The organism is Maritalea porphyrae (assembly GCF_027213965.1).
In the GTDB taxonomy this organism is placed as follows: Bacteria; Pseudomonadota; Alphaproteobacteria; order Rhizobiales; family Devosiaceae; genus Maritalea; species Maritalea porphyrae_A.
This window is the reverse complement of record NZ_JAPWGX010000004.1, coordinates 208,522-229,169: the sequence shown is the minus strand read 5'-3', so window position 1 is coordinate 229,169 and position 20,648 is coordinate 208,522. Positions and strand designations below refer to the sequence as shown.

The following is a 20,648-nucleotide window of genomic DNA, read 5'->3' as shown; positions in this document are numbered from 1 at the left end:
TCGCAACTAGAGACGCATCAGTTTTACGTCTTCACCGTCTGTCAAAACATCAATGGCATCCATCAAAATGTCATAGGTATTGGCGTCCAACTTATTGGCGAAGTGGTCATTGAGTTCGCGCACCAAAACATGGCACACCTTCATTTTCTCTTCGCCCAATTCCGTTAGCACGACCTCGGTGTACCGTTTGTCATCGTAAATGCCACTGCGTTCCACGAATCCCCGCGCTTCCATCTGCTTTAGCAGTCGAGAGACAGCCGGCCGCGCAATACAAACATAATCCGCCAAACCAGAAGGCGTGTTGACATCTTCCATGCCCACCCCACGCAATACACACCACATTTGTCGTGTGACGCCATGAACTGACAGCTGCTTTTCTAGCCGCGCCTCCATTATCCGAGCCAACCGTGTCACCTTAAAACCAACCCGATTGTGCAGTGTAAATTCTTTAGCCAAAACGTGCCTCCACCGATCACCTAGTAAGACACCATAGCACATGAGGATATATAATTAACATAGATAACTATCAATGTTAAGTAAATTGAACTCACAGTCGGGGAACAAGCGAAAACCGCGTTCGAAAAATGCTGGTTCTGCCTTTATGGCTGTGACCCTTCCAAGCTCATAGTGAACGGTGAAAACAGAGCCACCTTGCAGCCGAACAAATTGTTCCCGACATAGATTTGCGCGCGAAACGCCGCGCCAATCGAGGTCGCGAAACTGCGTGCAACATCAAAAAACGTCTCGCCCGCGCCCTTATTGAAATACCAAAAGGCATTCCCGCCAATCAAATTCCAAACAATGGCACGGTTGCTAAAGGGATTATGGCAACAACTAAGTTGCTAAAAGAACTAGCGGAATAGACACATTACAATGGAACTACTGCTTCTAAAAAAGCCCTAGTTCGCTTTCCATTTCAGTTTCCAGACAATGCCATTTTCAAACAAAAGTCAGTCGCCAACAATCGACGAAATTCCTTAGCCGCGTAAGGATTAATCATTTTATTCTTCTGCGTTTAGGTGTTATTAAGAAACGCCCCATTTTGGGCACCAAGTGAAGTTGAGCAAAAAGAATTGTCACATACATCAAATGACAAAATGCCAAGCGGACCAAAGCCAAGCTTTGGATCGCTGAAAAATAACGAGCTCGGCATTGTTGGCGCTTGGACCGCAAATGAGTTGGTCAACACGCAACCAAAATTGCCTGGCGCACTTCTTCAAATAGATCTAAACGAACCAACAGCGTTGGTTTGGAGCTTTTCCAACGTCGCCGAACTAGACACATTTGGCGCAACTGCCTTGGCAGCACAGTACAAAAAACTGAGCAAATTGGGCTATTCCATTACATTTGAAGGCGGTGAACACCGCCACTTGGAACTCGTTCAAAAGCTTATCGAACTGGATAAAGCCCCAGAGCCTGTAAAAAATGTGCGGCGCACCCTGCCAATTGACACGCTGGGTCGCATTATCGTTGAGGCGGGAAAAGAGGGCGTCGACTTTGTCACGGTGCAAGGTCAAATTATCGTCTCGCTGCTTCGCATGATCACTCTGCGCGGACCGATCCGTTTTGCCGCTGTTGTCAACCAGTTCCACGAGATCATTCTACGCGCCATCCCCATCGTAATTCTAATCTCATTGGTGGTTGGTGTCATTTTGACTCAACAAACAATTGAGCAACTCAAAAACTTTGGCGCCATCATATTTGTGGTTGATTTGAGCAGCATACTCATGCTGCGTGAAATCGGTATTTTGCTAGCAGCAATCATGGTGGCTGGTCGCTCAGGTTCAGCCATTACCGCGGAAATTGGCGCCATGAGAATGCGTGAAGAAATTGATGCCTTGGAAGTAATGGGGCTCGACACTTACCGCGCCGTCGTTATGCCCCGCGTCATTGCGCTAATCGTTGGCTTGCCAGCACTTGGGTTGATCGGTGCACTCGCGGGCATATTGGGCGCAGCGCTTGCCGCACGCATAACCGGGGGCGTCGCACTTGATGTTTTCGTTGCACGGCTAAACGATGTGGTCGATTTGCAATCAATTGCGGTTGGATTGATAAAGGCACCTCTGATGGCACTGGCAATTGCTATTATTGCGGTGCAAGAGGGCTTGCAAGTTTCTGGCTCCACCCAATCATTGGGCCGTCACACAACTGCCTCTGTGGTGAAATCAATTTTCATTGTTATCGTCTTGGATGGCATATTTGCGGTTTATTTTGGAGCCATCGGATTTTGACCTCAGCACCCATCATAAATGTCGAAGGCCTTGGCGTCGGCTTTGGCGACAGGTTGATTTTGAATGATCTATCGTTCTCGATCAAACGGGGCGACGTGGTCGGCGTCATCGGCCCTTCCGGCTGTGGTAAATCCGTTTCGATGCGCGCACTATTGGGCCTCGTGCCCATACGCGCAGGATCAGTTCAAATTTTAGGCGAAGACTTGGGACAAGTCGGCCAAAATGCGCTTCTGCGCATTCGGCAGAAAACCGGTGTTCTGTTCCAGCAAGGCGCGTTGTTTTCATCTCTTACGGTGCAAGAAAATGTCGAACTTCCCATGCGAGAACATTTTCACCTTGATCCAAAAATAATCAGTCAGACCGCACGCGCCAAAATCGAAATGGCTGGCCTACCGCGACATGCGGGCGATCTTTTTCCTTCCGAACTCTCGGGGGGTATGATAAAACGCGCAGCATTGGCACGCGCCCTAGCACTTGATCCGCAATTGCTGTTTTTGGATGAGCCAACCGCCGGACTGGACCCCATTGGGGCGGCCGCATTTGACAAGCTTATTTTGGAGCTGCGCGCAGCGTTTGATCTCACCGTTTTCATGATTACCCATGATTTGGACAGTCTTGGCGCAATTTGTAGTGATCTCGTTATCCTTTCAAAAGGCAAACTAATGTGTCAGGGAAATTTGGACGAAGTGCGCAAGTTCGACGATCCTTGGATAAGAGAATATTTCGGCGGCCCACGGGCACGCCGCATTGGAGAGAAATAGATGGAAAGCAAAGCAAACTATTCGCTTGTTGGATTGATTTCACTGCTTGTTATGTTCTTAACGGGCGGCTTCATCTATTGGTTTGCTATTCTTGACAGCAATGTGACCACCAACAAGTACAATGTGGTGTTTACAGGCACGGTTACCGGACTAAGTGTTTCCACCCCCGTGTTGTTTAACGGCATCAAAATTGGGCAGGTCCGCTCTGTTGCCATTGATCCAAATGATCCGGGCAAGGTTATTGCCAGTGTGGAAGTGGATTCAAAAGCCCCGATCAAAACTGACACAAAAGCAATTCTTGAGTTCCAAGGCTTAACCGGCGTTGCCTATGTGCAGTTCTCAGGTGGCTCACCAACTGCCAATGCGCTCCCCCCATCGACCAGCACCCGTACGGCGACAATCCTTGCCGACAAATCCGATTTTCAATCAATACTTGATGGTCTGCAAGATACGATTGTCGGTGCCAGCGTAGCTTTTGATCGGCTCAACAACTTTTTGGATGACAATGAGGCAACCACGTCAACAACTCTAGCCAACGTGGAAGCATTTAGTGCCGCTCTTGCAGCCAATTCAGATGGGGTCGAACAGTTTTTGGCAAGCCTTGCAGGCGCCGGCAAGGAAATCGGTCCCCTCAGTGCAGAACTGCGCCAATTCTCAGAACAATTGCGCGGTATTATTGGTGATATTGAACCTGGCCAAGTTGCCAAAATCATCGAAGACGCCTCAAAGTTCTCAGAGGCAATTTCCCGCAATTCAGACAGCGTCGACAGCTTCTTTGATGACGCGGTTGCGCTTTCTGCCAGCCTTAACAAATCCTCTGAACAAATTGGCCAGATCACACAAAATGTAGAAACGATCACCAATGGAATTGACCCAGAGACGGTGAAACAATTTATCGAAAACATCGGTGCTATTTCTTCAGTCCTAGAGCAAAACAAAGGCAACCTAGAATCCTTCATGGGTAATATGACAACCGTTTCGGATGAGTTGACCATCTCCGTGGCCCAGGTTCGCTCAATCGTTGATGCAATCGATAAAATGGCAAATGGCGCTGGTGATGAAGGTCTTTTTGAACAGTTTTCAACAGCCGCCGCAGCAATTCAATCTTTGGCTGAAAACCTAGACACACGAACCTCAACCATCGCTACTGGTCTAAATAAATTTACAAGCGGTGGCTTGTCTGAATACCAAGCGCTAGCATCTGATGCGCGCGCAACCCTGCGTCGACTAGATAATGTATTGGCAAAAGTTGAACGTAACCCGCAAGGCATCATATTTGGCGGCGATACTGTTCGGGAGTACACTAAACAATGACACATGACCTAAAGCTTCACACAAGACGCCTCTTTCTGCTTTCTGGCGCTGCTTGCCTAACGCTGCCAGTAATCGGGTGCACGATCACCGCCGCTCCTCGCGAAACGTTTGATCTCACCGCGGCTCAAACCGATAGGGTGCGCCGCGCCAGTTCGCGTACACTTGTGATCACACGGCCAATTTCCGTGCAAACCTATGAAACTGAGCGCGTTGTTGTACGGTCTGCTGGTGGCGTACTAAGTTATCTGCCAAAGGCCCAATGGTCAGACAGTCTTCCTGTTCTCATTCAAACCCGCCTTTTAGAAACATTTGAAAATGCAGCCTTTAAGAACGTTGGGCGCCCAAGCGATCAACTTTCGGTTGACGTGACCCTTGCTACAGAAATTCGCGCCTTTGAAATCGACACAACAAGCACGCCACCGCAAGCTTCGGTGAAGCTGTCCGCAAAGTTGGTCAACGAACGCCGTGGCAGCATCTTTGCGTCCGCAGTATTTTCGGCGACAGTTCCCTTGCAAAGAACCGTCGATGTGGGTGCAATTGCAAGCCTTGATTCCGCCTTGCACGACGTTGCTTTGCAAATTCTTAGTTGGAGCGCAAAGTCGGCCTAGTCTAAGGTATTGCGACAGCCAATATTGCTGCAATCCTTGAGGCTACCCCTCAAGGATCAGACGTGATTGGAGTAGCTGCCCCTCACGTTTTAATATTGGATAAGCGTTTGCAACAGTACGCGCGTTTAGCTCTTTCATTGCCGACAAGCACTCAAGATGTAATTCGCTCGTGGCCACACTTGTTTCAAGCCCGTCTTTTAGACGCATCAAGTGGCGTTTTCTGGACCGTCCGACCAAAGCCCCCAATTCATCCTTATCGCGAAACAATTCACGTGCGGCTTCAACATCATCTGTGACCAGAAGGTCATAAGATTTCGACATATTTTGCAACAGCTGCTCAGCAATGCTTTGTATTTCTTTGCGTCCATTATCAGAGAACCGCAGCTTTTCGTTTCTGCAGGTTTCAACAACATTGAGCAGCCGCTGGACCACAATATCGGCGGCAGCTTCCAATGACAAAGCATAGTCGGCCAGATCTCGCATACGTTTGAATTCGGATTTACTCAGTTTTTCAGCTGAAATTCTTGTCACATATTGTCGAATGGCTTGGCCCGCATTATGCACCAACCGCGCATCGCGTTTTAACAGTTCAGCATCCGGCGCTGTTCCCATCGTAAACCAGGTCAAAACTTCTTTGGTCATTTGCTCGGTCAACTGGGTGACCCGAACAACTTCGCGTCTAAGGGAAATGATGGTTGTGGAGGCAGACTTTAGCGCTTGCTCATCCAACAAAGAGCGTTCCAACATAGATCGTTCAGAGTTTTGATTGTGCAATTGCTCTGGCATTAGACGGGTCGCAAGTTTGGCGACCAACCCAACAAAAGGCAAATAGATCAACAACACCGCGTTGAAATAGACATGGATACCGATAAGGCCGATTTGCGCAAAGTCGATTTTGGCAAGCCAACCACGTGCAAAAATTAATGCAAAGGTTGCAGCGGTGAGCCCACGCAGCACCACATTTAAGGTGACCGCGCGCCGCGCTTCAATGGGCATAGTGCGTGTGATCCACAAGGGCACCAACGCGCCACCCAGGTTGGCACCAAGCACCAGAACAATACCAACATCCAAAGACAACGCACCGGCAGAAACCGCAACGCCAAACATCAAAATGGCAGCGACGCTTGAATGCATAACAAAGGCCAAAACGGCCCCCAGAACAAAAGCTAAAACCGGATCGGCGGCCAATGAACTTTCGATGGCAGGCAACAAGTCGCTAGACTGCAAGGGTTCAATTGTAGCGCGCAACATGCCCAGTGCCACAATGATCAGTGCAATACCAAGCAAGATGCCCCCAACTTGCCTGATGTTCCTTGCACTGAATTTTAAATAAAGCCATCCACCGATGCCCAACAAAATGGGCGCAAGCCAATGCAAGTCCAACGACAGCATGCGCACCACAATTGCTGAACCCAAATCAGCGCCTAGAATAATTGCAAGCCCCGTGGCCGCACTTAACGCGCCCCCAACAGAGAACCCCGATGTTAGAACCGCCACCGCCGCAGAGCTTTGCAACAGAATGGCAAGAACAAAACCAACCGCAGCTCCTCGGTAAGGACTACGCGTTTGCGTGAGGAGCCGTCTGAACTCAGGACCCTTTACACGTTCGATGCTATTTTGCACCAAACGCACGGCAAAAAGCAGCAGCATCGTTGCGCCAAAAATGGAGACCAAAAAATCTAAAAGTGCCATTGGCTACACCGTCGCCGATTCCGGAAAACGGCGCGCGTGCGGCTCTTTATCTTGCAGTGTCGGCAACCAATGATAATCACGCGACAACAATGCATGTTGCACACGACCGGGATAGTCTGAAACAATGCCATCCACGCCAAGTTCAATGGCTTGGTTAATGTCATCAATTTCGTTGACTGTCCACGTCACCACCAGCAGGCCCAGCTCTTTCGCACGAGCAATGTCTTGGGCATTAATGTCCTTGACATAAGGGCACCACAGCTCACCGCCAGCTTTTGCGACGAGTTCAGGTATTGATCTCGCTTTTCTCAATTCTGCACCGAAACCAAGCGCCGAATCCTCCCCCGCATCGTCCTCGTTCTCTGGCATCTGTGTCAGAAACGAAGCCGGCATATCAGGTGCTTGTCTTTGACATTCTGCCAATATGTCCCAGTCAAAACTATGCAAAATCGTGCGATGGGACAGACCCGTATTGCGCACAGCATCAACGACCCGTTTAACAGTATTTATGCGGGCAACACCTGGCTGTTCAGCTTTGGGGTCTGATTTAATCTCCAGCATAAGTGCCGTTTTTGCAAAACACGGACGGGCAACCAATTCCAACAGATCGACAAGGCGCGGCACCCGTATGTGGCTCAAGAACGCCTGATCGGGAAACCGCTGCCCATAGGCACTCCGGCTATCAATTCCCCCCACATCGAACCCACAAATTTCTGCATAAGTCAGATCACAAATCGTGGGTTCCTGGTCACGCAACCATTGCCCATCCTGATCCCGCGTCGTGGAGGACGTAAGTTGATGATTGTGAACGATTACTGGAATGTCGTCCTTGGTCAAAAGCACATCGAATTCCAGCGCGCCAACGCCCATGCGCAGTGTCCACTCAAATCCCACCATGGTGTTTTCAGGCATAATACCGCGCGCACCCCGGTGCCCAATAATGCGCACCAAGCGATCGCCCCCGCGAAATGCATCGAGTTGAGATTGGGACATTATTGCTCCAGTCGCTTGCCGCTAGCAGCATCAAACATATGCAATGCGTCGGCGTTCGCGCCAAATTTCATAATAGAACCAGGCTCTTGCGCCACATGCCCAGGCATGCTGGCGACCAACTGTTCCCCGCTGCCCGCCAACCGACCATGCACCAGAGTTGTTGCACCAAGCTGTTCAAACATTTCTGTTTCAAGCTCTATCACCCCATTTGGGTCGGCAACCAAGTGCTCAGGGCGAATGCCAAGCGTCAAATCTAAATCAAGCTTTGTATTTGTTTTTAGCCGCGTGCCATTGCTCAACTCAACATTGCCGCCAATGGTTTTCGCCTTCAAAAAGTTCATTGCTGGGCTGCCAATAAAGCCAGCAACAAAAACGGACGCGGGGCGATCATATAAATCAATTGGCGTGCCGAATTGTTCCACATAACCACCATTGAGCACCATCAAACGGTCACCCAATGTCATAGCTTCCACTTGGTCATGCGTTACATAAATTGAGGTAACGCCCAGTCGGCGCTGTAGCTTTCGTATTTCTAAGCGCATTTGCACGCGCAGTTTAGCATCAAGGTTCGACAATGGCTCATCAAACAGAAACACCTGTGGGTCCCGCACAATCGCCCGTCCCATCGCCACGCGCTGGCGCTGCCCGCCCGATAGCTGACGGGGTTTTCGATCAAGGTAGTCCTTGATTTCCAAAATGTCGGCTGCCTCATCAACCCGCTTGTTGATTTCGACCTTGGAGAGTTTGCGGATTTTGAGGCCATAGGCCATGTTTTCGCGCACACTCATATGCGGATAAAGCGCGTAGTTTTGAAATACCATGGCGATATCACGGTCGGCCGGCTCAAGGTCGTTGACCAATTTGTCACCGATGTAAATCTCGCCACCTGAAACGGTTTCCAACCCCGCAACCATGCGCAACAACGTGGATTTTCCGCACCCAGATGGGCCGACAATCACAATAAACTCGCCATCCTCAAACTGACCCGTAACTTTGTGCAACACTTCGACTTTGCCGTAGTTTTTCACAAGGTCTTTTAAAACAATTGATGCCATAGTTTCTTCCTACTTGTCCGTCTCGGTGAGGCCCTTGACGAAGAGCTTTTGCATTGCGACCACCACAAAGACCGGCGGCAGCATCGCCAAAAGTGCAGTCATCATAATGATGTTCCATTGCGGCGATTGTTCTGCCGCTTCAAGCATTTGCTTGATGCTCATCACAATCGTGGTCATATCTGTGTCCGTTGTGATCAAAAGCGGCCACAAATATTGGTTCCAGCCGTAAATGAACAGAATAACGAACAGTGCAGCGATATTGGTGCGGCTCAAGGGCAGCAATATATCCCAAAAAAACTGCATGGGCTTTGCACCGTCTATGCGCGCGCTCTCAAGCATTTCATCCGGGATGGTCAAGAACACCTGCCGAAACATAAAGGTTGCCGTCGCAGATGCGATCAGCGGCACGGATAAACCCCAATAGCTGTTCAATAACCCTAGGTCAGCCACCACCTCAAATGTTGGTAAAATGCGAACCTCAACAGGCAACATCAGTGTGATGAAAATCATCCAGAAAAAGCCCATGCGGAACGGAAACTTGAAATATACAATCGCAAATGCCGAAAGCAGCGAGATCGAGATTTTTCCAAAAGCGATCATCAATGCCATGGACAAGCTATTGAGAAGCATACGCCACACGGGAGCGGATTGAGATCCTGACAGACCTGACCCAAAAAAGGTTTGCTTGAAGTTTTCGACGAAAAACCCACCCGGCAACAAAGGCAAAGGCGCTTGCAGCATGCGCGTTTCTTCGTGCGTCGACGCCACAAAGGTTATCCAGATCGGTAGTGCAACAATGGCAACTCCCAAGATCAAAACAAGATGGGTGACAATGTTCAATATTGGACGGTTCTCAACCATTAATACTCAACCTTGTTTTCGATGTAGCGGAATTGGATGAAGGTCATCACGATGACTAGGAACATTAGAATGACCGATTGAGCAGCAGACCCGCCAAGATCGAGCCCCACAAATCCGTCGTTGAAAACCTTATAGACCAAAATCGTGGTTGAATTTGCCGGACCGCCCTGAGTTACCGCGTGGATAATCCCAAATGTATCAAAGAAGGCATACACCGCGTTGATGACCAGCAAAAAGAACGTCGTGGGCGAGACCAGAGGGAAGATCAACGTCCAGAACCTCCTGAGCGGTCGTGCGCCATCGATCGCACCCGCTTCAATTATGGAGCGCGGTATGGCCTGCATCGCAGCCAAATAGAATAGAAAATTATAGGCAACCTGCTTCCATGCCGCGGCCATTATGACCAGCAACATTGCTTGGTTTCCATTCAAATAATGGTTCCAGTCATACCCCAGAAAGCCCAAAAAATAAGGAAAAATGCCAAGGGTAGGATTAAACATAAACACCCAGAGCGCACCCGCTAAAACCGGAGCAACTGCATAGGGCCAAATCAACAACGTGCGGTATGTTGTTGCGCCGCGCACAACACGATCTGCAAAGCCCGCCAGAATGAGCGCAAATGACATGGACATAAAAGCAACGGCAGCCGAAAAGAAAAGCGTTCGCAAAAAACTATCCAAATATAGTTCATCGCCGAACAAATATTCAAAGTTTTCAAACCACACAAACTCGGTCGAAAGGCCAAAGGCGTCTTCAATCAAAAATGATTGATAAACGGCTTGACTGGCCGGCCAAATGAAAAACACCAGAGTGATGACAATCTGTGGGGCGACCAGCAGGTAGGGCAATATCGACGATTGAAAATGAACGCGCTTGAGCATTATTGCCTCTCAATGAGAAAGCGTTTCAGATAGGCCCGGCGACCAATTGTCGCCGGACCCAGTTTAATTGGACTATTAAGTTACTTCACCGAACGCTCGAAGCGTCGAAGCAATTCGTTGCCGCGTTTTACAGCGGTGTCCATTGCTTCCTTCGCAGTTTTTTCGCCGCCCCAAAGCGCTTCCATTTCTTCATTGATCACATCGCGCACTTGCACGAAGTTACCAAAGCGAATGCCACGTGAATTGGGTGTTGGCTCATTCAGGCTAAGCTGTTTAATTGCAGTGTCGGTACCAGGGTTGGCTTCATAGAACCCCTGGCTCTTGCTCAACTCAGCGGCCGCTTTCGTGATCGGCACATAACCCGTTTCTTGGTGCCACCAAGCTTGCACGTCAGCAGAAGACATATAGGTTAGAAACTTCGCTAGCCCTTTATATTCTTCGTCTTCGTGACCAGCCAGCGCCCACAATGTTGCACCACCAATGATAGAGTTTTGCGGCGCATCAGCAACATCCGTGTCCAAAGGCAACATGGTTTGGCCAAAGTTGAATGTCGCTTGGCTCTTAATTGAACCATAATAGGCAGATGAATTCATCCACATGCCACATTCACCATTGGTGAACAAAGGCAAACTATCTCCGCGACGCCCCCCATAAACAAATTGCTTGTCAGCGCCCATGGACGCGATATCCGCCAAACGGTTGATCACCTGATCATTGTTGAAGGTAAACTCCGTGTCGAACCCGGCAAAACCGTTTTCCTTGGTACCCATTGGTAGGTTGTGCCAAGAGGAGAAGTTCTCAACCATCACCCAAGACTGCCAACCAAAAGAAAGGCCGCATGCCATTCCATTGTCAACGAGTGCCTTGGCCGCCGTTTTCACATCATCCCAAGTTTTTGGTGGCTCAACCCCAGCCGCTTCTAGCGCGTCTGCGTTGTACCACATAACTGGCGTCGAGCTGTTAAACGGCATCGACAACAGTTCGCCTTCTGGCGTTTGGTAGTAAGAAATAACCGCTGGTAGATAATCAGACTTGTCAAAAGGCTCGCCCGCATCAGCCATGAGCTGTTCAACAGGATAAATTGCGCCTTTTGCAGCCATCATTGTTGCCGTACCAACTTCAAACACCTGTACTAGGTGCGGCTGCTGACCTGCACGGAAAGCAGCAATCGCTGCAGTCATGGTCTCTGTGTAATTGCCTTTATATACAGGGACAACTTTGTACTCAGTTTGAGTAGCGTTGAAGTCCGTCGCGATTTTGTCAACGCGCTCACCATTGGTACCGCCCATTGCGTGCCACCACTGAATTTCAGTTTGTGCAGACGCTGAGTTAGCTCCGAGTGTAAGTGCAGTTGTCGCCAAAAGAAGAGTTCTTAATGCCATTCTATCCTCCCAGATAGCAAATTAAGGCCATAGCATTATCCAACAAAAAGAATAACGCAAGCAGATTTTTTTTGCCAATTTCATAACATAATGTTATATTCAAGGGCAAATCATAAGGGTGAAATTGGAGTAAGTCATTGAAATTCAAACTAAGACAGCTCGAAGCGTTCCAAGCCACAGCCAAAACGGGTTCCGTGACCAGAGCTGCAAAATCTTTAGGCGTTTCACAACCTGCAGTGAGCAGATTGCTGGCAGATTTTTCAACAGCCATCGGCTTTGAACTGTTCGAAAGAAAAAGTGGCATCCTTACCCCCACCAGTGAAGCACGTTATATGCTGACCGAGGTTTCCCGTGTTTTTGAAAGCCTTGATCATCTTGAAGACCTAAGACGCGATCTGAAAGAACGCACAGCAGGTCATTTGCGCATCGCGTGCCTGCCGGGTTTTGCCACCAGTCACCTTCCAAGGGTTCTCACTGAGTTTTTGGATAACCGACCAGGGGTCACTTTGACCCTGGAACCCGATCGCCCAGAGCGAATCCTTGAGTGGATTATTGGTCAGCAATATGACTGTGGTATTACAGACGGATTTTCTGGCCACCCTGCCACGGAGCGCACAGACATTTCGATCAAAACCGTCTGCATCTTGCCAAAAGGTCACCCGTTGGGCGCCAAAGACACGATTTCTCCGAAGGATCTAGAAAATGAAAAAATGGTCCACACCCGCCGGGACAGTCCCTTCAACGTGGCTTTAACACAAAGTTTTACGCAAGATGGCGCACGGATGAACTCCTGGATTGAAGTCCGTCAGTTCACGGCAGCCTGCACTATTGTTGGTGAAGGCCACGGCGCCTCAATTGTAAGTGCACTTGACGCAGCTCAATATGCAGATCGCGGCATTATAATCCGTCCGTTCAGCCCCAATCTAGAACATAAATTATCCATATTGCGACCTTTGGCTGGCAATCGATCACTTTTGGTTCTCGATTTTATTGAAGCATTTCAGAACAGCTTGAAACCATTTATTGCAGAAGCAAACTAGCATCCCACACCGACCAGAATACCCAATCTCACTGCTTTGAAAAAAACACTTGGAAAACCGCCCAGAGACTGTTTAAAATAATAAACACCATCCCTAAACGTAAGCAAAGAGACCGATGCAATGCTAAATTGTGACATTTCAGCACGAAAAAACGAGGCCATCTCCCAAGGGATTGGCATGATGACTCAAATCTATGCTGACCGCGCCCAAAACTCCGAAATATGGGACGTTGAGGGAAACCGCTATATCGATTTTTCGTCAGGGATCGCTGTCCTTAACACTGGGCACCGTCATCCCAAAGTAATTGCTGCTGTGAAAGAGCAATTGGATAAGTTTACGCACACATGTCATCAAGTTTTGCCATATGAAAACTATGTTCGGCTTGCCGAACGGCTCAATGCTATTGTGCCGGGCAACTTTGAAAAGAAAACAGTGTTTGTTTCCACTGGTGCTGAAGCCGTGGAAAACGCGGTAAAAATTGCCAGAGCAGCAACTGGTCGAAATGCAATCATTGCCTTTTCAGGTGGCTTTCATGGGCGCACATTCATGGGAATGTCACTGACCGGCAAAGTTGCCCCTTACAAGCTGGGCTTTGGGTCAATGTTGAATGACATATTTCACGCTCCATTCCCGGTGCCATTGCACGGCGTAACGGTTGAAGATTCACTGGCAGCAATCGAAACGCTATTTAAAGCTGATGTTGACCCATCAAGGGTTGCAGCGATCATTCTTGAACCCATTCAAGGCGAAGGTGGCTTTTATGAAGCGCCGCCTGCGTTTATGGAAAAACTACGTGAACTTTGTGATCGTCACGGCATTCTGCTTATTGCTGACGAGGTGCAAACCGGGTTTGCCCGTACCGGCAAAATGTTTGCTATGAACCATCACGCGATTGCCGCAGATATTACCACGATGGCCAAAAGCTTGGCCGGCGGGTTCCCTCTGGCAGCCGTTACAGGTCGAAAAGAAGTTATGGACGCACCGAAGCCTGGGGGCTTGGGCGGAACCTATGGTGGCAACCCACTAGGCATCGCAGCCGCACATGCGGTATTGGACGTTATTGAGGACGAACAATTGTGCGAGCGCGCGAACACTCTAGGCAAAAAGCTTAAGCAGCGCTTGGAAAAATTACGAAACGCCGTACCTGAAATGGTAGACATCCGCGGGCCCGGATTCATGAACGCCGTCGAATTCAATGACGTCAAGACCGGACTGCCCAGCGCCGAATTTGCAAATGCGGTTCGTATGAATGCCCAAAAGCAGGGCCTGATCCTGCTAACGTGCGGCGTCCATGGAAACGTCATCCGGTTCCTTGCGCCAATTACAATTCAAGATGAAGTGTTCAATGAAGCGCTCGATATTTTGGAAACCGCCATGCAACATGCCTCTTCTGAAGCGGGGAAAAAATAATGTCTGTAAAAACATCACTTTCAAACCGTCTTAAAGACCGCTCTCTGCTCACCGATAAAGCGACAATCGCTGGCAAATGGGTTTCCAAGGCATCGTCTGGCAAAACTTTTGACGTCACCAACCCTTCAACTGGAGAGGTAATTGTTACTTTGCCAGACATGGGTGTCGAGGAGACAAAGTCCGCGATTGATGCCGCTTTTGTTGCGCAGAAATCATGGGCAGCTAAGACTGGTAAAGAGCGTTCAGCCATATTGCGCAAATGGTACGATCTATTGGTTGAAAATGCTGATGACTTGGCAGCTATTTTAACAGCAGAAATGGGCAAACCGGTTGCAGAGGCAAAAGGCGAAATTCTTTACGGCGCCAGCTATATCGAATGGTTCTCAGAAGAAGCAAAGCGTGTTTATGGCGACATCATCCCAGGACATCAGCCCGACAAACGAATAGTGGTCATCAAGCAACCTGTTGGTGTCGTCGCGTCCATAACGCCTTGGAATTTTCCAAATGCAATGATCGCCCGAAAAGTAGCCCCCGCTCTGGCTGTTGGATGCGCATTCGTTGCAAAGCCTGCAAAGCAAACGCCCCTTTCAGCTTTGGCACTGGCCATTCTTGCTGAGCGAGCAGGCCTGCCCGAAGGCTTGTTGAGCGTCATTACATCCTCATCCAGTGCTGCAATTGGCGAAGAATTCTGCTCAAATCCCAAGGTGCGCAAACTAACGTTCACTGGGTCAACTGAAGTTGGTCGGATCCTGATGAAGCAGTCCGCCGACCAAATCATGAAAACCTCCATGGAACTTGGCGGGAATGCCCCATTTATCGTTTTTGATGACGCGGATCTGGACGCGGCGGTCGAAGGGGCGATGATTTCAAAATTCCGCAACAACGGTCAGACTTGCGTATGTGCAAATCGGATTTATGTGCAAGCTGGGGTCTATGACGCCTTTGCCGAAAAACTGGTTGTCGCGGTTAATGCGATGAAAGTTGGTGACGGCTTTGATGACGGCGTCACCGCTGGCCCACTTATCGACAATGCTGCGGTTGTAAAAGTTGAAGAACATGTCGCAGATGCACATGCAAAAGGCGCAAAGCTTTTGACGGGCGGCAAACGCAGCGCGCGTGGCGGAACATTTTTCGAACCAACGGTTTTTGCAAATGTGACGCGTGAAATGGCAGTGGCTTCGCAAGAAACGTTTGGCCCCGTTGCCCCCTTGTTCAAATTTGAGAACGTTGACGAGGTTATCGAGCAAGCCAACGACACCATTTTTGGACTAGCTTCATACTTTTATGCAAAGGACCTATCAAAGGTCTGGAAAGTCGCAGAAGCGCTAGAATACGGTATGGTCGGGGTGAATACAGGACTTATTTCAACGGAGCTCGCACCATTTGGTGGCGTCAAACAGTCAGGCCAAGGGCGCGAAGGCTCAAAATATGGCATCGATGACTATTTGGAAATGAAATACGTCTGTCTGGGTGGCATTTCCTAATTACGTCAGGAAAAACCAATCACTAGAATGAGGGTGGTGTGCAGGCGCTAACGATAACGCATTCGTCATCGCCAGTATTTTTGAAACGATGCGGTAATCTGCTGTCAAAAATATAGGCATCGCCCTTTTTCAAAGTCTTTGTTTGTTCGCCGATCGTGATCTCAATTTCACCCGAAATCACAATTCCGGCCTCTTCGGCCTCATGGCTGTACATTTCGGTCCCTGTGTCAGATCCCGGTGCATAAGTCTCGTGCAACATTTGCAAGGAGTGCTTTGACGCGTCCCCCACTTGCCGAAGAGAAACGAGTGAGTTGGAAGCATTGTCGACACGAAAGACCCGAACGGGATTGATTTCACGCAGCTGGCTTTCCTCAAAGAAAACCTCTTCACTACCTGGATACTCCAAGCTGAAAAACTCGGAAAACGTCATGGGTATGGCGTCTAAAATCCTTTTGAGAGAGGCGACAGATGGGCTGGTTTGGCCCTGCTCAATCATCGAAATTAGACCATTGGTGACACCGGCCATTTTTGCGAGTTTGCGCTGAGACAAGCCATTTGACGTCCGAAGTTTTCGAAGTCGTTCACCCACTTCCATTCAATCGACTCCCAGTCGTCGCTGTTGCATCAAGTCAGAACATCACATTAGCATCAAACATTTAGCAGTAAATGTGTCAACTTAGCATGTTCAACGTATCACTTGATCAATATTCTAAACACTGATAGCTTTTTTATAAGATGAGAATGTGAGGTCAAGTGGGGCCAGAATACTCGAACGACTGGATAGCTGAGGTGGCTTTGTCGCAATTGGCTCATCATCGAAGTGGGAGGCATGTTATTGATGCTTGAACTTCGCAGTTCGCGCCGACAAGGCAGGAGCATTGTGCCAACACCGCCATACATGTTGGTGAGTGAGATGCGAATTGAAAAATTGGTTTGTGAGCCTTTCGCACCTCCTAGCCAAGTGCATCACTTGAACGTGCAGGACAAACCTTAGCGCCATTCTACGGGGAGAAATCTGTCAAACTTGATACCATTTATCATCCGTTGTCATTCACTGAAGTCCGCCCAAAACAAACGGCGGTCAAATGTAAAAAGTTTTCGCTGGCGGATGGATGTCTGCAGCGTATGTTTCAAAGAAAGAAGTCTTGCTGAATGACTCCATTTGCAATTGCCGGAATACAGATGCACGTCGACGCGCTCAACTCCAATGTTGAAGGCATGCGCGAACGTTTGAATGTTTTGATGATCCGATTTCCTTGGACCCAAATGGTTTTGTTCAGTGAACTCGCCCCATTCGGCCCCCTACATAAGTTCGCTCAGCCGTTTTTAAACGACACGATCACAAAGTTCCAAGAAGACGCCAAGCGTCATAAAATCTGGCTCATTCCAGGTTCCATGTTTGAAAAAACACCGGAAGGCAAGATTTACAATACTTCAGTCGTTATAAACCCAGACGGCGAGATCGTAGCAAAATACCGTAAGATGTTTCCATTCAAGCCATATGAAGCGGATATTGAAGGTGGAACCGAGTTTTGCGTATTCGACGTGCCGGAAATTGGCCGATTTGGCCTTTCTATTTGTTATGATATCTGGTTCCCCGAAACCACCCGCCAGCTCACGAGCATGGGTGTGGAAGTTCTGCTTCACCCGGTGCTCACGGGCACCACGGACCGAGATGCAGAACTCGCAATCGCACGGGCCACAGCGGCTCAATTCCAGTGTTATGTTATTGATGTAAATGGTCTTTCAGCAGGTGGTGTGGGGCGTTCGTGCGTTGTGGACCCCTCAGCGATGGTTCTATATCAAGCCGCGGGCCAGGAAGAAATGTTCCCAATTGAAGTCGATTTGGATCTGGTACGTCGCCAGCGTGAAAACGGCATGAAGGGCCTTGGCCAAGTCCTAAAGAGCTTCCGTGATCGCTCGGCTGAATTCCCAGTTTATGATCGAGCAAGCGGCACAGATTCTTACCTATACAGCTTAGGGGCGTTGCAAGTGCCTAGCCAAGGTTCACGGGGTGGACTTAGTGTGAATGAACCAGAACTATTGAATTCAATGATTGAAGGCCCAACCATAACGAAGGCTGACTAAGAGGTGAATAAAAACGACCGGCAAATGTCGGCAAAGTGTGAGGGATAACAAGCAGTCGCTTTTGTTTGTTTTTCTCACTTCAGGGTGGAGGAAGAAAAAGGTGAAAACTGTTAGCGACCATTATAGCGCAGTCCAAATGCGATCTGATAGTTGGAGCGGCCTCCAACAGACCACATCAGAACTAGTCCGCAAACCGACCGGCAAGTCAGCGGCCGAAAACATGAAACTGATCTCAGATTACTTCGATGCCTTGTCTGTCACCGAAGAATATTGGGCCTTCCCTGGCGTTCACGCCTTTGACGCAATGCGCCGATTGTTTGACCACAAGAAATTTGAAGACTTAGAATTCAGCGTCCGTCGCGTTGCAAGGGCATTGAGCTCAGGCGCCTACCGCCGTCGTTCAATTCCACTAGATCGAGAAGATAAAGACAACGAAGAACATGATGATGAGGCACTGCTTTCACCTGAAGCACGCGCGCTAAGCAAACCCTATTTCGAAATACTCGTTGTCGACAGCCTTGGTGAGCAACAGTCGCGCTGGCTTAGAAAAAGCATTCACGACATGCGCAGAACAGACGACGCATTCCACTATGAGTCAGTGGTCGTCTCAAGCCTTGAAGACGCCTTGATTGGAATCCTGTTCAATCACAATATCCAAGCCGTTGTGATCCGGCCCGGCTTGACGCTCAAGTCTAAAAATGCACTTCCAATACTGAAGAAATTCCTCGCCCGTGTAGGTGAGGACGAAGATGTGGACGCGCTCAAGCCAGAAGAATATGGTCCAGAACTTTGCCGCTTAATAGCCAAAGTAAGGCCTGAACTTGATGCCTATTTGATCACCGATCGTTCTGTCGAAGAAATTGCGGGCATGGAGCTAGGACTATGTCGCCGAGTGTTTTACAATCAGGAAGACTTCACAGAATTACATTTAAACATCCTACGTGGCGTGCAATCACGCTACAGCACACCGTTCTTTTCCGCGTTAAAGGAATATTCCAAACAGCCCACAGGCGTGTTTCACGCCATGCCAATTAGCCGTGGCAAATCCATTTCCAGATCTCACTGGATTCAAGATATGGGCGCATTTTATGGCCCCAATATCTTTATGGCTGAGACGTCGGCCACGTCAGGCGGGTTAGACAGCCTGCTCGAGCCAACCGGGCCAATCAAAAAAGCCCAAGAACTTGCATCAAGGGCCTTTGGATCGCGGCAAACCTTCTTTGCTACAAATGGCACATCCACTTGCAACAAAGTTGTGGTGCAGGCGCTGGTAAAACCAGATGATATTGTGCTGGTGGATAGAGATTGCCATAAATCGCACCACTACGGCATGGTATTATCAGGCGCAAAAGTCGTCTATCTCGACAGTTATCCCTTAAGCGAATACTCCATGTATGGCGCCGTACCCATACGTGAGATCAAACATCAGTTGCTGGCCCTTCGAGATGCTGGAAAGCTTGATCAAGTACGCATGCTGCTGCTCACAAACTGCACCTTTGACGGCATTGTTTATGATGTCGAACGTGTGATGGAAGAATGCTTAGCAATCAAGCCTGATCTGATCTTCTTGTGGGACGAAGCTTGGTTTGCATTTGCCCGGTTTACCCCAACCTATCGGCAGCGCACAGGAATGAATGCCGCCAACAACTTGCGCGCCAAATTGCGCACACCAGAAGTTGAAGCTGCGTGGAACGAGCAAGTTAAACGCATCGACATGAATGACAATAAGGCCCTGATGGAAAATAGGCTTGTGCCACCACCGCACGCACGCGTGCGGGTATACTCCACACAATCGACACACAAAACGCTCACATCATTGCGCCAAGGTTCAATGATCCATGTGAATGACCAAGACTTCAAAGGCGAAGTGGAACAAAGTTTCCACGAAGCTTACATGACCCACACATCAACATCGCCGAACTACCAAATCATTGCGTCTTTGGACGTGGGTCGACGGCAAGTTGAACTGGAGGGCTATGAATTTGTTCAACGTCAAATCGAAGCCGCAATGTCGATGCGAAAAGCAATTTCGACGCATCCCGTCCTGCAAAAATACTTCACCGTTCTTGCGGCAGGCGACATAATCCCAGAAGAATTTCGCGAGAGCGGCGTTGAATCCTACTACGACCCTGAACAGGGCTGGACCGATATGTGGGAATGTTGGTCACGTGATGAGTTTGTGCTCGATGCGAGCCGGGTCACATTGGCTGTGGGTGGCACAGGTTGGGACGGCGACACGTTTAAGACCAAAATCCTCATGGATAAATACGGCATTCAGATCAACAAAACATCGCGCAATACCGTCCTGTTTATGACCAATATTGGCACAACGCGTTCCTCGGTTGCTTATCTGATAGAGGCACTTGTCGAAATCGCGAACGAGTTGAATGACCTTTATGATGACGCCTCAAAAATGGAACGTCTCAGTTTTGAAAAGCGCGTGAAAACGCTCAATGAAGACTTGCCACCTTTGCCAGACTTTAGCCGCTTTCACTCATCATTCAGAACGGATGACGTTACGCCCGAGGGCGATATTCGACGAGCATTTTTCTTGAGTTATGACGAAGACAATTGTGACTACTTGAGCCTTGAGGGTGAAGTAGACGCGGCAATAAAGGCCGGTCGTGAGGTCGTTTCAGCCTCATTTATTATTCCCTATCCACCTGGATTTCCAATTCTTGTGCCAGGTCAGGTTGTGAGCACTGAAATATTGGCATTTATGCGGGCGCTAGATGTGAGCGAAATTCACGGCTATCGGCCCGATTTGGGCTTAAGGGTCTTCACCGATGAATCACTGGGCATAAAAACAAACGCAAAAAAAGTAGCTGCAGAGTAAAATATGGGAGGA

The 20,648-nt window shown here is 49.0% G+C and carries 17 protein-coding genes; 9 read left to right on the top strand and 8 right to left on the bottom strand.

Going from position 1 to position 20,648, the window contains the following annotated elements; all coding sequences use genetic code 11:
• Nucleotides 1–6 precede the first annotated feature (6 nt).
• Nucleotides 7–456, bottom strand: coding sequence for a MarR family winged helix-turn-helix transcriptional regulator (locus O4H47_RS13965; RefSeq protein ID WP_269394617.1), 450 nt, complete (start codon nt 454–456; stop codon nt 7–9).
• A gap of 617 nt (nt 457–1,073) precedes the next feature.
• Here O4H47_RS13965 and O4H47_RS13960 point away from each other — a divergent pair.
• From O4H47_RS13960 to O4H47_RS13945, 4 genes are read left to right on the top strand one after another with little or no spacing between them, the layout of a single operon-like run.
• The gene (locus O4H47_RS13960) at nt 1,074–2,231 is read left to right on the top strand and encodes an MlaE family ABC transporter permease (protein ID WP_269394616.1); all 1,158 of its coding nucleotides are present in this window, start codon (nt 1,074–1,076) and stop codon (nt 2,229–2,231) included.
• Nucleotides 2,228–2,992: an ABC transporter ATP-binding protein gene (locus tag O4H47_RS13955; RefSeq protein ID WP_269394615.1), complete on the top strand. Its 765-nt coding sequence runs from the start codon at nt 2,228–2,230 to the stop codon at nt 2,990–2,992. Before O4H47_RS13960 ends, O4H47_RS13955 begins: the two co-directional genes overlap by 4 nt.
• The gene (locus O4H47_RS13950) at nt 2,993–4,306 is read left to right on the top strand and encodes an MlaD family protein (protein ID WP_269394614.1); all 1,314 of its coding nucleotides are present in this window, start codon (nt 2,993–2,995) and stop codon (nt 4,304–4,306) included.
• Nucleotides 4,303–4,914 (top strand): ABC-type transport auxiliary lipoprotein family protein, encoded by a 612-nt coding sequence (locus tag O4H47_RS13945; RefSeq protein WP_269394613.1) that lies wholly within the window; start codon nt 4,303–4,305, stop codon nt 4,912–4,914. The genes O4H47_RS13950 and O4H47_RS13945 overlap by 4 nt, the downstream gene beginning before the upstream one ends.
• Before the next feature lie 42 nt (nt 4,915–4,956).
• Here O4H47_RS13945 and O4H47_RS13940 read toward each other — a convergent pair whose 3' ends face one another.
• The 6 genes from O4H47_RS13940 to ugpB all read right to left on the bottom strand — a co-directional run bounded on the left by O4H47_RS13940 (nt 4,957) and on the right by ugpB (nt 11,778).
• Nucleotides 4,957–6,606, bottom strand: coding sequence for a Na/Pi cotransporter family protein (locus O4H47_RS13940; RefSeq protein ID WP_269394612.1), 1,650 nt, complete (start codon nt 6,604–6,606; stop codon nt 4,957–4,959).
• Nucleotides 6,607–6,609: 3 nt separating this feature from the next.
• Nucleotides 6,610–7,599 (bottom strand): glycerophosphodiester phosphodiesterase family protein, encoded by a 990-nt coding sequence (locus O4H47_RS13935; protein ID WP_269394611.1) that lies wholly within the window; start codon nt 7,597–7,599, stop codon nt 6,610–6,612.
• The gene (locus tag O4H47_RS13930; protein WP_269394610.1) at nt 7,599–8,654 is read right to left on the bottom strand and encodes a sn-glycerol-3-phosphate import ATP-binding protein UgpC; all 1,056 of its coding nucleotides are present in this window, start codon (nt 8,652–8,654) and stop codon (nt 7,599–7,601) included. Before O4H47_RS13930 ends, O4H47_RS13935 begins: the two co-directional genes overlap by 1 nt.
• Before the next feature lie 9 nt (nt 8,655–8,663).
• Nucleotides 8,664–9,515: a sn-glycerol-3-phosphate ABC transporter permease UgpE gene (gene ugpE / locus O4H47_RS13925; RefSeq protein WP_269394609.1), complete on the bottom strand. Its 852-nt coding sequence runs from the start codon at nt 9,513–9,515 to the stop codon at nt 8,664–8,666.
• The gene (gene ugpA / locus O4H47_RS13920) at nt 9,515–10,396 is read right to left on the bottom strand and encodes a sn-glycerol-3-phosphate ABC transporter permease UgpA (RefSeq protein ID WP_269394608.1); all 882 of its coding nucleotides are present in this window, start codon (nt 10,394–10,396) and stop codon (nt 9,515–9,517) included. The genes ugpE and ugpA overlap by 1 nt, the downstream gene beginning before the upstream one ends.
• An 80-nt stretch (nt 10,397–10,476) precedes the next feature.
• Entirely contained in the window at nt 10,477–11,778 is a 1,302-nt protein-coding gene (gene ugpB / locus O4H47_RS13915; protein ID WP_269394607.1) for a sn-glycerol-3-phosphate ABC transporter substrate-binding protein UgpB, read from the bottom strand.
• 137 nt (nt 11,779–11,915) lie between these two features.
• On the opposite strand from ugpB, the gene O4H47_RS13910 reads away from it, so the two are divergent.
• The 3 genes from O4H47_RS13910 to O4H47_RS13900 all read left to right on the top strand — a co-directional run bounded on the left by O4H47_RS13910 (nt 11,916) and on the right by O4H47_RS13900 (nt 15,712).
• A complete protein-coding gene (locus O4H47_RS13910) occupies nt 11,916–12,818 on the top strand; it encodes a LysR substrate-binding domain-containing protein (RefSeq protein WP_269394606.1) in 903 nt (300 codons plus the stop codon).
• A 120-nt stretch (nt 12,819–12,938) separates the two neighbouring features.
• Nucleotides 12,939–14,228 (top strand): 4-aminobutyrate--2-oxoglutarate transaminase, encoded by a 1,290-nt coding sequence (locus O4H47_RS13905; protein WP_269394605.1) that lies wholly within the window; start codon nt 12,939–12,941, stop codon nt 14,226–14,228.
• The gene (locus O4H47_RS13900; protein ID WP_269394604.1) at nt 14,228–15,712 is read left to right on the top strand and encodes an NAD-dependent succinate-semialdehyde dehydrogenase; all 1,485 of its coding nucleotides are present in this window, start codon (nt 14,228–14,230) and stop codon (nt 15,710–15,712) included. Before O4H47_RS13905 ends, O4H47_RS13900 begins: the two co-directional genes overlap by 1 nt.
• A gap of 22 nt (nt 15,713–15,734) precedes the next feature.
• Here the strand turns inward: O4H47_RS13900 and O4H47_RS13895 are convergent, their stop codons facing one another.
• Complete coding sequence (locus O4H47_RS13895; protein ID WP_269394603.1) at nt 15,735–16,307, bottom strand: cupin domain-containing protein; 573 nt, start codon at nt 16,305–16,307, stop codon at nt 15,735–15,737.
• Between the two features lie 557 nt (nt 16,308–16,864).
• On the opposite strand from O4H47_RS13895, the gene O4H47_RS13890 reads away from it, so the two are divergent.
• Both O4H47_RS13890 and O4H47_RS13885 read left to right on the top strand, forming a co-directional pair.
• Nucleotides 16,865–17,800: a carbon-nitrogen hydrolase family protein gene (locus O4H47_RS13890; RefSeq protein ID WP_269394602.1), complete on the top strand. Its 936-nt coding sequence runs from the start codon at nt 16,865–16,867 to the stop codon at nt 17,798–17,800.
• A 100-nt stretch (nt 17,801–17,900) separates the two neighbouring features.
• Complete coding sequence (locus O4H47_RS13885; RefSeq protein WP_269394601.1) at nt 17,901–20,636, top strand: aminotransferase class I/II-fold pyridoxal phosphate-dependent enzyme; 2,736 nt, start codon at nt 17,901–17,903, stop codon at nt 20,634–20,636.
• Nucleotides 20,637–20,648 lie beyond the last annotated feature (12 nt).